This window comes from Bradyrhizobium sp. USDA 4341, assembly GCF_054063755.1.
Genome location: NZ_JBSSGO010000002.1, coordinates 7214990 through 7227715, shown reverse-complemented (window position 1 = coordinate 7227715; position 12726 = coordinate 7214990). Strand labels below are relative to the sequence as shown.

Sequence of the window (12726 nt, the reverse complement as noted above, 5' to 3'; positions counted from 1 at the left end):
GCGCGCAATCTGCGAGATCCCACCGGATTCCAAGCATTCTTTGAGTTCTTCATGTGAAGTATGTCTCCATAATTTCCTGCAGGCGCTCGGCGGAGTCCTCGAAATCCTCGTCGGCAGCCAAGGCAACGATCGGCACGTCTCCGACCTCCACCGTATCAAGGATGACGTTGTCCAAAGAATTGAAGTACTGCACCGACCAGACGTTCCTCACCCCGGTCGCCTGCACGCGGCATGTGCCGTAACCGCGGAAGATGAGCTGGACCGGACCATTGCCCAAACCTTGCTGCAGGAACGCCAAGTCCACAGCACTCATCGGCAGCAACGTCAGATTGATAACATGCGCTCGCATGCCCGACCGCCAGACACGCGCCCGCTCCCGTATTTCCGCTAGCACCGGGAGCACGTTGATGGCGCCGTCCGGCGCCGCGCCAATCACAAGATCGCCAGACGTTAGGTCAGTTGCGGCGCGCTGCACAATCTGCGGGATTGCCCCAACCTCAACATATTCGTGGGTCGGCTCGGACCCGATACGCACGCGCCAGATTCCCGCAAGGACCGCCTCCCGGAGTTGCGCAAAAGAGCCATCTGGCAACGCAACCACGCCGGCGACCTCGCCCTCGCCGAACACTTCGCCAATCAGCTTGCGCTCGAGCTCGCTGAGATTGGCGAGGCCGTACAGCTGCGTCCGAGTGCTCTGCCTCTGGCCGCGAGCGGCAGCGGCGACATTCGACAACAGCACCGTGGCATTCGGATAGTTCCTTGCAAGCTCGTTGCCGTCGCGCCGGGCGCACTTGGCTAGCGCCTCTATAGTCGTCAGCCCGCTATGGAATACATCGAGACTTTCCGTGCCCGTGGCAGACTTGCTCACCACCTGCTCGGCGTCCTCGGATACGACCCGGACCGCTGTCTTCATGATGCGATGTCCCGTTGGATCTATCGGGAGGCATTGCCGGCACAAATGCTACCAGCGTACAGCCAAACGATCGGTACGAGGATGCAGTCGATCTTGACCAAACGGACCAGACGCCTGCCGATGAGGCAGAGCGTATCGTGCCGATGGCACAAAATCAGCGTCGATCGACGACGCAGGCCGAGCCGTCCGACCAGCTTTCCAGCCAACGCATGCGCAGGCACTGCGCCATGCACGCGACGCCGAAAAGCCTCGATCAATTCAGGAAGGCATAATGCGACATGGATGGCCCGGCGCGAATGTACGGCATCGACCGCCAGCAGCACTTCGGGCGCGTTCGCGGAAGCGTGCGTGACCAGGCGTGCATCCGCGCCGATGCTCTCCACCTCGGACGGACAGGGTGCGAGATCATGCCGCGCCGGCTGGAACTTCATCAGGCTCCTTTCTGATAGTCCTTAGTTTGAGCTAGGTGGGATGTAGCAAGGCACGTGCCAATCATCGCCTCGCTGTGAGGGAGACTGGAATCAATCGATCGAAGCATTTGACCTTTCCATGCAGAAGGTGCGCGCGATTGATCGATTTGCGGGCAGGCGCAGTCACCGCAACATCGGCAGCAGAACCGCTAACGTAGGTGCTCGGGCAATTGCGGCTCACGACCGATCAGGTCTGCAAAGAAGGGATCGCAGTCCTGGCCGTTACGGCTGGCGTCAAGCGCGTCGAGTGCTTCCGAGATCAGCCTTGCTTCATCCTCATCCAAGAGCCGCACGGCGCTATCGATATGAACGAGCACCCTGGCGCCGACCGGGGCCCCGTAGAGCAGCATGACCGAGACACGCCGCTGTTCATTGCGGTACTCACAAAGTGCCGTGATGTCGTCCGTCTCAATAATCGTCATTGGCAAACCAAGGCACATGATCAATCGCGAGCCGCTAGATCGGCTGCGCTCCCATCTCATAACTTGCATGGTCGATATTGTTCGCCAACAACCGTTCTGATGCAGGCAGCGGCGCCGTTCGCAGTGTGGCCGGCGAGCCCCACTGTGCCAGGAGTTTGCAAGCCAGTTCAATCGCCGGCGCAATCTGGAAGCGCACCGGAGCTGTCAGCGGACCGCCCCAATGCTCCAGGTCCAGCGCCTGACATCCGATGAGAACGAGGTGTCGCGGGCAGCGGCCAAGCAGATCGGCCACACTCAAGACCTCCTGAAAGCCGGTCTGATGTAGGCTTATCTTCTTGGCACCAGCAAATTTTGGCACCTCGGCATCCCGCATGAGCTTCAACTCTCCGGGCGGGAGTGCAAAGTCGATGGCATCGAACACGATCAGGCAATCGGCCTGCTCAAGATAGCTCACGAGGTAGAGCCCCTGCGTGCCGCCATCAAGGATGGTGACGTTGTCAGCGACTACATAGCGGCGATGGAACTCCTCTACCGCCCGCACGCCGAACCCCTCATCGGCCCACAGGATATTGCCGATGCCAAGCACAAGGATCCGCTGCTTGTTCTCCGGAACTGGTAACCGCGTGCCATTCAATCGCGAAACTCGCGCTCACCCGAAATCATGGAGGAGATGCTCCGGCGCGACATGATGTCCTCCCGGATCACTGCGTAGATGTGAACCAGAACAAAGACCAAGATCACCCACAGGCCGAGATGATGCCAGGTATGGACGTCCTGGCTATTCGGCCAGATTGAAAACACCCAGCCGAACAGCCTGTCCTGCCAACTGTCGCTACCGGCGCCCTGCCCATAAAGTGCAAAGCCTGTGACGATCATGAACGTGATCGTTTGCGTAAACATAAGGAACATTGCGAGCTGAGCCAGGCGGTTGTGCCCGACGCGTCGGTCGGGCTCAACTGCAAGGAACGCGTACCAGCGAATCTCGTGGTGCACTTCGCGCCAAAAGCACCCGCGCCAGAGCGGAACGTAAAAGATCTGCATGGCATGCCGATTTCCAATCAGAGCCGAGTAAATGCGCAGAAGAAAGCCGACGCTGAGCACATATCCCGCAGAGAAATGCACAAATCGGATATAGCCGAACAGGAAATAGCCGCTTGCCTGTCCCGACATCGCCGGTGTGCCCGTTCCAATCAGATAGCCGGTTAGGGCCAGCATCAGAATGGCCGCCGCATTGACCCAGTGCCACAGTCGCACCGGCGCTTCATAAACGTAGGCGCCGCGACGGCCGATACTGCGCTCGGTCGGTGCCGCATCGACGGCAGCGGGGGGCTGCGGAGCCTTGTTCAGCATGGCCCTAACGGACATTGACTGAAGCCATCTCTTGGCCGTCAAGACTCATGACATGGGTCGAGCACGCCAGGCACGGATCAAAGGAATGGATCGTACGCAAGATCTCCAGGGGTCGCAGCGGATCGGCCAACGGGGTGCCGATCAGGGAGGCTTCAAAGGCGCCAATATTGCCCTTGGGATCGCGAGGAGATCCGTTCCATGTCGTCGGCACGACACATTGATAGTTGTCGATCTTTGTGTCCTTGATCCTGATCCAATGCCCAAGCGCACCGCGCGGCGCCTCAGTGAAACCGTAGCCCATGGCCTCCTTGGGCCAGCTTTCCGGCTTCCATCTTGTGACATTGGCAGTTGCCGTATTGCCTGCCTTAATGTGGACGACCAACTTATCCTGGAAGTAACGCAGCTGATGCGCCGCCCACTGACATTCGAGTGCCCGCGCCGCGGTGCGGCCAAGCGTCGAGAACATCGCCGTCAGGGGAAGATTGAGTCCCTTGAGCAGTCTGTCAGTCGGCTCCTTGAACTCGGCTTTGCCCTGCGCATAACCGATGATGTATCGCGCCAAAGGCCCGACCTCGACGGCGTGGCCGCGCCAGCGCGGCGCTTTGATCCACGAATACTTGCCGCCTTCGTCGAGTTCCTTGATATCTGTCTTACTGCCCTTGGCTTTTGGCCCGAGCTCGAAACTCGGTTCGGTGATGCCATCCCATGGATGCAGTCCACAGCAATCGCGCGGGTATTGATACCACGAATGCGTGACGAACTCCTGGATCTGCTCCGGATCACTATGATCGATCGGCAATATCTCCTTGAGATTGCCATCAAGAATGACGCCGCGCGGCAGCTTGAGATTGTTCGCAGAACAGTCGTTGGCGTTTTCGAGGATGTCGCCGTAGGACATTACGCTTTTGCTTGAAAGTCCGCCGCCATGGAGCCAATCCTTATAGAACGAGCCGATCATTGCGACGTCGGGCAGATAGACCTGCTCGACAAACTCGATCGAACGGTCGATGATCGAGGATACGAGATTAAGTCGCTCCATGTTGATCGCACCCACCGCACCAGTTCCGTCGATGTTGATCGCGCAGGGCACGCCGCCGACCAGCCAGTTCGGATGCGGATTCTTGCCGCCATAGACGGCCTGGATTTTGACGATCTCCTTCTGGAAGTCGAGCGCTTCTAGATAATGCGCCAGGGCCATCAGGTTCGCTTCCGCTGGCAGCCTGTAGGCCGGATGCCCCCAATAACCGTTCTTGAAGGGACCTAATTGCCCTGATCCGAAGAATTTAGTCAGCCTGATCTGCAAGTCCTTAAAATAGCCAGGGGACGACAACGGCCACGGTGAGATGGACTGCGCCAGCGCGGAGGTCGACTTGGGGTCGGCTTTGAGCGCGGAGACCACGTCGACCCAATCGAGCGCGTGCAGATGGTAGAAGTGCACGAGATGATCATGCACGAGCAAGCATAGCTGCATGATGTTTCGGATCGAATTGGCATTCTCCGGAATGGTGATCCCTAGCGCATTTTCAACCGCGCGCACGGAGGTCAGCGCATGGGTGCCGGTGCATACACCGCAAATCCGCTCAGTAAACGCCCAGGCGTCGCGCGGATCACGTCCGCGCAAGATGACTTCGATGCCACGCCACATCGTCCCGCTCGAAACCGCATTGCGGATCACGTTGTCGGAATCGACATTGGCTTCGACACGCAGGTGGCCTTCGATCCGCGTCAATGGATCGATGACAATTCGTTTGCCGGAGCGATCGAGATTGTGCCCATTTGGTATCTGTCCGGCCACCGTCGCCCTCTTCTCAATTCCGGCTACTTTTGTGGGCTGTGCGATCCGGCTTGTTGGTCAACCGCTTCACGGCGGTGACCGCCGCATGGGCGGCGACGGTCAGCCCAACAACCCCGGCAGCAGCCATGCCGATCTGATCGGCGTTCTTCTCAATGCCGAACTGCTTGATGGTCGTGAGTCGGTCGTAAAACGAACCCTTGTCCCAAAAGCCGTCCTCGGAGCAACTGAGGCAGCCGTGGCCGGATTGAACCGGAAATGAAACACCGTCGTTCCACCGAAGGGCCGAACAGGCATTGTAGGTGGTTGGCCCCTTGCAGCCCATCTTGTAGAGGCAATAGCCCTTGCGTGCGCACTCATCGTCCCACTCTTCGACGAATTGGCCGGCATCGAAATGGGAGCGTCGATAGCATTTGTCGTGAATGCGCTCGGAATAAAACATCTTTGGGCGCCCTTGGCAATCGAGCTCCGGAAGCTTTCCGAACGTCGTGATGAAAGTCACCAAGCCGCTCATGACCTCTGCGATAGGCGGACACCCGGGTACCTTGATGATCGGCTTGTTCTTGATCACCTGATCGATCGGCGCTGCGCCAGTCGGATTGGGGTTGGCCGTCTGCACGCATCCCCAGGACGCACACGTGCCCCAAGCGATGATCGCCATCGACTCTTCCGCCATCGACCTGAGCTTTTCAACGAACGGCTTGCCGCCGTCAATGCAGAACATGCCCCCCTGCTTCAGCGGCGGATTACCTTCGACCGCAAGCACATACTTGCCTTTATACTTGGCGCGGGCTTCCTCCAGGATGGCTTCAGCCTGGTGTCCAGCCGCCGCCATGATCGTATCGTCATAGTCGAGCGAAATCATCGACAGCAGCGTGTCTTTGATCAGCGGATGGGCCGAGCGGATAAAGCTTTCCGAGCAGCAGGTGCACTCGAGCCCGTGCAGCCAGATCACGGGGACGCGCGGCTTGGTCTCCAGGGCGTCGGCAATAGTGCTTGCGGCAAGCGGACCAAGTCCCAAGCTTGCGGCCGTCAAACTGCAGAATTTGTGGAAACTACGACGCGTGATGCCCTGACGTCTGATCACGCTGTAAAGCGTCTCCGTTGCCCCACCCATGAACCCTTCCATGTGAGTCGTCGTCGGCAGTAACGAACCGCTGACGCAGCAGCAAGAAACAGGCCATCGGAGCGCAACGCTTGACTGGTTGCTAAGCCAGCCTTTCGACTCTTGTCCTATCGGCGAGCCGGCCAGCAAGCCCCAGGCTCGCGCCGTTGAGCCCTGTCACGCCAGTGATGTCGGGCTTTGAACGTCGATGTGAGAACTTCAACAGAGCAGCACAATGATTTGCCAATCCAGGGCGACCACGTCATACCCGCTTTTGCACGATCGGAACACGCGCGCGCATGCCCATTGTTGAAGGAGTTGGTGCAGTTGACGGGCACCGCGCCAGCCGTCCATCTCAATCAGACTTGCTCTCTGCGGACCAATGGCGGGTTCGATCCGCGTCATAGTCCGACTGCGGAAACACGCCAAAGTGGCGGCCCAGCGCCGCACAGAACGCGATGCCGAGCCGCGCAGCGTACATGCTTTGATTTGCAGGGCGGATCGATCCGATCTGTCTGTCATTCAATGTGGCTGCCGCTCGGCATTACCACGGGATCGAGCGCGAAGGTCTGGATGTTCTGAAGCGATCATCTAGGAGTGCATCGCGCGAACCAATCGACGGCAAGGCGCGGTCCTCTTAGCATATCACGACACCGCACTCACCTGCGAGAGTCTCTTCGCGATGCCGGAGGCGTCGCGTTCGTTCCTAGCACCGGCGCAATCTGGCCGAGTATAGCGGGCGCTGACGCTGACGTTCAGTCATCGGTGTCCAGCGGCAACGCCGGTTGCCAACTAGCCAAAAACCGTCGTCGGGCTCGTTCAACGCCGGGCGAATTATCGAAGTATTCCAGCATAGACGATGTACTGGACTTGTTCGCGATAGTACTTCCGGATTTCTCCGGGCGCGGCCGTTCCGACCACCACGATCAGACGCTCCTTCGGGTCGCAGAAAAATTGTGTTCCGTAAGCGCCGGTCCAGGTGAACTCACCTGGATTGCCCGGAACCGCCGAGATACCCTCGCTTATGCGCACAGCCACTCCGAGTCCAAAGCCGAAGCCGGCACGATGCGCCTCCACATTGGCGACCTTATTCTTGATCTCCGGCCCGAGGTGGTTGGAGATCATGTGGCGCACCGTCTTCGGGCCGAGAATGCGCTGCCCATCGAGCTCCCCGCCGTTTAGCAGCATTTGCCCGAAGCGCACATAGTCACCGACGGTCGCAAACGCGCAGGCTCCTCCGCAGTCAAACATTGTCGGACTTTCGAGGAGCTCGATCTCTTGAGGCTTTCCAGTCAGCGGGTCGTCTGGAAACGGATGTGCGAGGCGCTCGCGTTGTGATGTGGATAAATGGAAAGTGGCATCCTGCATCCCGATCGGCTTCCACAGGTTGCTGGCAAGATAGTCGCCCAATCGTTGTCCGCTGACCTGTTCCACAACAGCTCCGAGCACGTCGGTCGAGAGGCCGTATTCGAATTCCGTCCCCGGTTGGTGCGCTAGCGGCAACTTGGTAATGGCCTGGATGAAAGCCTGCTTGTCACCCTTTAGCGGCGGGGCTGCAAAATCCGGGTAGAGACGCGCCACTTGGTCTGGACTATCTGGAGGCACGCCATAGGTGAGACCTGATGTGTGCCGATAAAGATCGTGGATGTAGATCGGAGAACTCTGCGCTTGATACTTTAACGAACCGTCAGGCCGTGGCACCGCGACCTTCATGTTTGCGAATTCCGGGTAATAATCCGTGAGCCTGCTCCGTAGAGGTAGGCGACCTTGCTCCATGAGGGTGAGCCCGGCAACGGCCACCATCGGCTTGGTCATAGATGCAAGCGCGAACATCGCATCGAGCCGCATCGACGATCCTTTTGCAGGATCAAGTTGGCCATACGCCTTGTAATGAATCAGCTTGCCGTCTCGGGCGATTGCAACCACCGCGCCCGGCACGCGCTTGCTTTCGATCTCACGATCGAAGAACTCGTCTAGCTTGGCAAGGCGTTGCTGAGAAACTCCAACGTCATCGGCCATAGCCTCGGGCAGAGGCGCTGAATGCACTGAATTGAAGCTGATTTCAGCAACCACTGCGGCCATAACAAGCTTGTTCATTCTATCTTCGCCAATAGACGGAGCTGGCTTGCGCTGCTCCAGCTCTGGCATGTCTGGTCTGACAAGCCGAAAGCCACTCGATCCGGTCTGGCGCGCCTGCGCTCATGTGCTTCTCGTGGCACCGCGTCTGTCGAGGAGAGCTAAGGTGAAGATGACCGCAAAAGCGAACATCACCATACCGCCCGCAACCACACTCGCCTCGCGCCAGCGTGATGCTTGGACGTAGTCTATGACGTAGGCTGACAATACCTTGGTGCGCCCAGGAATATTGCCGCCGATCATCATCACGACACCGAATGTGCCGATCGTATGAGCAAAGCCAATCACAGCGGCTTTGACCAACTCCAATCGCGCCAGCGGCAAACCGATGGTAATGAAGGCTTGCAACGGAGAAACTCGCGCCGCGGCTTCCAGCGGAGGGTCGCCCATCGCAACAAAGGCGTTGCGGATCGGCTGCACCACCAAAGGCAGCGCCGAGATCACCGATCCGACTACGATTCCTGCGAAGGTAAAGGCGAGCGAGCGCTCGCCCCAGAAAGAAGCGAGAAGCCCCCCCGGTCCGCCGGGCCCGAGCAGCACGAGAACGCAGAAACCGAGTGCCGTCGGCGGTAGCACCAGCAGAAGCGTGATGATCGCTGCCACCGCCTCGCGCAGAACAGTATGTGAACGCGCTAGCCACCACGCGAGCGGCGCACTAATCACCAGGAGGATCATGGTCGTCACGCTGGCGAGCTCGATCGTAAGCGCAACGGATTGCAAAATCTCTGCCGAAAACGCATCCATGGGTGTCAGCCCCCCAGTGAGAGACGGTCGCCGCCTCGGGGCAGTGATCGCCTGCACATCCGGCGCGCCGAGGCATGGGGCGCGCAGCGCCTCTTAGTGGTGCGGACCTTCGCAGCGGCCACTACATTGACGCGCGTCGTTTTCGCGAGCAAGAGCAGCGTCGCAAACTTCATAGGAAACTCCTGTCCCGGGGCCGCTTCGACCGGTCTTGACGGCGGCAGCTCCTCGCTCGTCATCAAGCAATCTCTGTGCCGCTTGCGCAATGTGGTGCACCCTAGGCTCAAGGTGAGAAAATACGCACAGACGAGGAGGTTCGCTGTGGAGTGGATCTTACGCTCTGTCAGGTTTGCGGCATCTTTGTTCCCGAGCAGACAGCGACGGCACAATGATGCGGCAGAGTTTGACGCCATCAGGGTTGTTATTGGATCTTACGGCGCTTCATGATCACTCGACGCAATCCTCAACTGGATTCTGGTTCGAAAATTGCCCCGGCCGTTTAGAGTTCGCTCGAACGCGAGCGCGGCTGAACGCAAGCACAACCCGCCGCATTCCCATTTACGATAATGGACGCGGCTGGTAGCAAGAATATCGGAATTCATGCCTTGCTGGACATTGCCGCAAAGGACCTCCAAGCAGCGACGCCTTCATCCGGTAATCATGTGCGCACCGTGATAAACGAGCGCACAACCTTGCGACATGCAGCTAGTTGTGCCGGAGGCAGGACCTGCCGCCGAAAACGGTTTGCAGCGACCTACAGAGCGTCCGGGCGGTGCCGTATATCGACCGTGATAGTGCCCCGGGCGCGAGAGACACATGCACAGATCTTTTCGTTCGCGCGCTTCTGCGGCTCGCTGAAGAAGACGTCACGGTGGTCAAGCTCACCGTCGATCTTGACGATGTCGATGGCGCAAACGCCACACTCGCCGCGCCGGCAATCCGCAATCACCTGGCAACCGGATTCATTGAGTACGTCCAGCAGCGAGCGATCGCGCGGAATTTTGATCTCGAGATTCCGATCGACAAAGCGGACCCGAAATCCTTCAGTCGGCAGGGAGCCGCTCGACCCGAAGGTTTCGTAGCGCAGGTCGGACAGCGTTCGTCCTGCGCTATCCCAGGCCCGGCGCGCGGCATCGAGCATCCGCATCGGACCGCACAACAGGGTCAAGGCATTGGGCGGCAGCGAGGCGAACAGATTATCGAAATCGAGCCGGCGCCCCGCATTGCCTGCATGGACAATAAGCCGCTCGTTCAGCAAGGGGGCGAGTACATCCAAATAGGTGGCTTGCTCGCGGGAGGGCACAGCATAATGCAGCGTGAAATCGGCATCGCGGCGGGCGAGCACCTGAACTGCCCCAACCAGTGGCGTAATGCCGATGCCGCCCGCGATCAGGCAGTAGTGCCGGCGTGCCCAGTCGATCTGCAGCAACGAGGCAGGCAATGTGATGCTCAGCCGCGCACCCGGCGCAAGGGACCACATGTACCGCGAGCCGCCGCGGGTGTCCTCGGCGCGGCGCACCGCAATACGATAGCCGCCTCGGTCGGCTTCGCCGACCAGCGAGTAAGACCGCGTCTCTGGGCGCCCATCGATAGTGACAGCGACATTGATATGGCTGCCGACCGGATAGGTCGCGCCATCAAATCTTTCCGGTCTGATTAGCAACTCGCGGATCGAAGGCGTCAGATCGCGCGTCGCGACAAGGGTTGCCGGTATCCAGCTTTCAACGAACCGCATGCAGATTTCTTTACTCGCCTGCCATCCTGATAAGCGCCAGCCCCGGCAGTAGGTCAAAATGCGTCTTGTTCTGGAGCACTAAGCGCAAATTGCGCGCCGCCACTCGCGCATGCTCGCGCATGATCGCCTCAGCGCGCGCACCTTCGCGGTTTTCGATTGCGTCGATCACGACGCGGTGTTGATCTTGCGCAATCATGAGCGTGTCGCGCGCGTCCGGCAGTGTCGATTGGGTCATCACAAAGCCGCTTGGGGAGGCAAAGGGCAGCGCGGAGGCGCGATCCACCTGCCGGATCAAGGGCGGGCTACCCGACAATTCGGTCAACATGGCGTGAAGGCGCGCATTGAGTGCGACGTAGGAGGAGAAAGCGTCCACAGAGATTGGATCCTGCCGCACCACGCCGTCGATCTCGTCAAGGCATCGTTTCAGGGGCTCGAGATCGCGCGACGAAGCACCGCGCTCGGCTGCAAAACGAGCGGCGAGACCTTCGAGCGTGCCACGCAGCTCAATCGAATCCATGACATCTCGCTCGGAGAACGTCTTCACCATGAAGCCGCCAGAAGGAATCGCTTCCAGAAGTCCCTCCTCCTCCAGGCGGACCAATGCCATCCGCACCGGGGTGCGCGAAGCGCCGGTCGTCTCAACAGCCTGCAATTCGGAGATCCGCTCGCCCGGCCGCAAGTCGCCGGACAGGATCAGATCGCGCAAGCTGAGCTGGGCACGTACAGTTTGTGAGACGGAGCGATCGCTTTCGCGCTCGGCCATGCCCTACTCCGCGGCCTGCCGACTGTGCGATGGATTCTCGGCGTCGATCATCCGGTCTACCAGGCGGCGGGCCCACATCGCGCCCGCATCGATATTAAGATTGTAAAAGGCGCGGTCAGGATTTTCGTCAATCGCGCGCTGCTGCGCCTCGAGGATGACCTCGTCCTCACGGAAGATGCCAGAAACGCCTTGGCGGAGCTCGGTGGTCAGGCGCTGTTCATTTAAGCGATAATTGCGCACAAATGCCCAGAAATAATGGCAGCTCGTTTCCGTTTCGGGCGTGATCGTGTTGAACACAAGACCATTGACGCCTGCAGCGCGATTGCCTTCGGGCGCGCCGGTTCCAGTGGGCGCCACACCGACGTCGATATTGATCGTGCACGGGGCTTCGAAACGAATGATTTGCCAGCGGTCCACCGGACCAGGTTTTTGCAACTGCTTGGCCCAAAATGGCGGCGCGGTAATCTCCTTCATCCAGCGCGTCACGGTGGCGGTCTTCTCCCCATGAGTGACGTCAAACGGCGCTTCCGCGATGGCGTCATTGCCGATACTGGCGCCGTGCACAAAAGTTTCGTGCGTCAGGTCCATGAGATTGTCGATAACCAGACGATAATCGCATTTCAGATGAATGGTATCACCATCGCCGGCCCAAGCGGGATCATCGTTCCAGTGCATGTCCGGCACCAAGGCCGGGTCGGCTAGCGCCGGATCACCCATCCATAGCCAGACGAAGCGATGGCGCTCGACGACGGGATAGGCACGCACACAGGCGGAGGGATTGATCGTTTCCTGCGAGGGCATGAAGGTGCAGCGGCCCTGCGCGTTGAATTTCAGACCATGATAGCCGCAGACGACGCTGTCGCCCTCAAGGCGGCCTTTTGAGAGAGGCACCAGTCGATGCCAACAGGCGTCCTCGAGCGCTACCACTTCGCCATTGGTGCGCCGATACATCACCACGTGCCTGCCGCAGATCGTGCGCGGCAACAAGGCCTGCTTCACGTCGGCATCCCAAGCGGCCGCGTACTAGACGTTCATCGGAAAGCACTGGCCCATGTATCAACCTCTCCAAGCTGGACACTTTATGTATACAATAGTCAGTAACTTCGGTTGAAGTGTGGCCCTAGATACGCAGTTGAGTGGAAAATTCAGAAATTATGTATACAGAAATGGTCCTAGATTGACTCATCAGCTTGGGTTAGCGCGCGGCAAAACGGCAGTACCCGCTGAGTTCGACCTCGCCGGCGCGCATGTCCGACCGCATCTCGCCCCACAATCTGCGCTGTCCTCATATGGCGATCT

12 protein-coding genes are annotated in these 12726 nt (G+C 59.3%); all 12 read right to left on the bottom strand.

Annotated elements, in window-relative coordinates:
* Positions 1 to 49: 49 nt before the first annotated feature.
* Positions 50 to 913, bottom strand: a complete 864-nt coding sequence (locus tag ACVIGB_RS40195) for a hydrogenase expression/formation protein (RefSeq protein ID WP_456718505.1) — start codon at positions 911 to 913, stop codon at positions 50 to 52.
* Between the two features lie 20 nt (positions 914 to 933).
* The gene (locus tag ACVIGB_RS40190) at positions 934 to 1344 is read right to left on the bottom strand and encodes a hypothetical protein (RefSeq protein WP_456718506.1); all 411 of its coding nucleotides are present in this window, start codon (positions 1342 to 1344) and stop codon (positions 934 to 936) included.
* A gap of 188 nt (positions 1345 to 1532) precedes the next feature.
* On the bottom strand, positions 1533 to 1823 hold the full coding sequence (locus ACVIGB_RS40185) for a HypC/HybG/HupF family hydrogenase formation chaperone (RefSeq protein WP_456718507.1): 291 nt from the start codon (positions 1821 to 1823) through the stop codon (positions 1533 to 1535).
* A 16-nt stretch (positions 1824 to 1839) separates the two neighbouring features.
* Complete coding sequence (locus ACVIGB_RS40180) at positions 1840 to 2439, bottom strand: HyaD/HybD family hydrogenase maturation endopeptidase (protein WP_456718508.1); 600 nt, start codon at positions 2437 to 2439, stop codon at positions 1840 to 1842.
* Positions 2436 to 3155 (bottom strand): Ni/Fe-hydrogenase, b-type cytochrome subunit, encoded by a 720-nt coding sequence (cybH, locus tag ACVIGB_RS40175; RefSeq protein WP_456718509.1) that lies wholly within the window; start codon positions 3153 to 3155, stop codon positions 2436 to 2438. Before cybH ends, ACVIGB_RS40180 begins: the two co-directional genes overlap by 4 nt.
* Before the next feature lie 4 nt (positions 3156 to 3159).
* Positions 3160 to 4950, bottom strand: a complete 1791-nt coding sequence (locus ACVIGB_RS40170) for a nickel-dependent hydrogenase large subunit (RefSeq protein ID WP_456718510.1) — start codon at positions 4948 to 4950, stop codon at positions 3160 to 3162.
* 13 nt (positions 4951 to 4963) lie between these two features.
* Positions 4964 to 6064, bottom strand: coding sequence for a hydrogenase small subunit (locus ACVIGB_RS40165; RefSeq protein WP_456724962.1), 1101 nt, complete (start codon positions 6062 to 6064; stop codon positions 4964 to 4966).
* Between the two features lie 822 nt (positions 6065 to 6886).
* Positions 6887 to 8149, bottom strand: a complete 1263-nt coding sequence (locus ACVIGB_RS40160; protein WP_456718511.1) for a serine hydrolase domain-containing protein — start codon at positions 8147 to 8149, stop codon at positions 6887 to 6889.
* A 102-nt stretch (positions 8150 to 8251) separates the two neighbouring features.
* Positions 8252 to 8932 (bottom strand): molybdate ABC transporter permease subunit, encoded by a 681-nt coding sequence (locus ACVIGB_RS40155; protein ID WP_456718512.1) that lies wholly within the window; start codon positions 8930 to 8932, stop codon positions 8252 to 8254.
* Positions 8933 to 9683: 751 nt separating this feature from the next.
* On the bottom strand, positions 9684 to 10664 hold the full coding sequence (locus ACVIGB_RS40150) for a PDR/VanB family oxidoreductase (protein WP_456718513.1): 981 nt from the start codon (positions 10662 to 10664) through the stop codon (positions 9684 to 9686).
* 10 nt (positions 10665 to 10674) lie between these two features.
* On the bottom strand, positions 10675 to 11427 hold the full coding sequence (locus tag ACVIGB_RS40145; RefSeq protein WP_456718514.1) for a GntR family transcriptional regulator: 753 nt from the start codon (positions 11425 to 11427) through the stop codon (positions 10675 to 10677).
* 3 nt (positions 11428 to 11430) lie between these two features.
* Entirely contained in the window at positions 11431 to 12426 is a 996-nt protein-coding gene (locus ACVIGB_RS40140) for an aromatic ring-hydroxylating dioxygenase subunit alpha (protein ID WP_456718515.1), read from the bottom strand.
* Positions 12427 to 12726: the final 300 nt, after the last annotated feature.

Coding starts and splice junctions, on each gene's coding strand:
- ACVIGB_RS40195 (WP_456718505.1), bottom strand. CDS start 913: ATGAAGACAGCGGTCCGGGTCGTATCCGAGGACGCCGAGCAGGTGGTG.
- ACVIGB_RS40190 (WP_456718506.1), bottom strand. CDS start 1,344: ATGAAGTTCCAGCCGGCGCGGCATGATCTCGCACCCTGTCCGTCCGAG.
- ACVIGB_RS40185 (WP_456718507.1), bottom strand. CDS start 1,823: ATGTGCCTTGGTTTGCCAATGACGATTATTGAGACGGACGACATCACG.
- cybH (WP_456718509.1), bottom strand. CDS start 3,155: ATGCTGAACAAGGCTCCGCAGCCCCCCGCTGCCGTCGATGCGGCACCG.
- ACVIGB_RS40165 (WP_456724962.1), bottom strand. CDS start 6,064: ATGGGTGGGGCAACGGAGACGCTTTACAGCGTGATCAGACGTCAGGGC.
- ACVIGB_RS40160 (WP_456718511.1), bottom strand. CDS start 8,149: ATGAACAAGCTTGTTATGGCCGCAGTGGTTGCTGAAATCAGCTTCAAT.
- ACVIGB_RS40155 (WP_456718512.1), bottom strand. CDS start 8,932: ATGGATGCGTTTTCGGCAGAGATTTTGCAATCCGTTGCGCTTACGATC.
- ACVIGB_RS40150 (WP_456718513.1), bottom strand. CDS start 10,664: ATGCGGTTCGTTGAAAGCTGGATACCGGCAACCCTTGTCGCGACGCGC.
- ACVIGB_RS40145 (WP_456718514.1), bottom strand. CDS start 11,427: ATGGCCGAGCGCGAAAGCGATCGCTCCGTCTCACAAACTGTACGTGCC.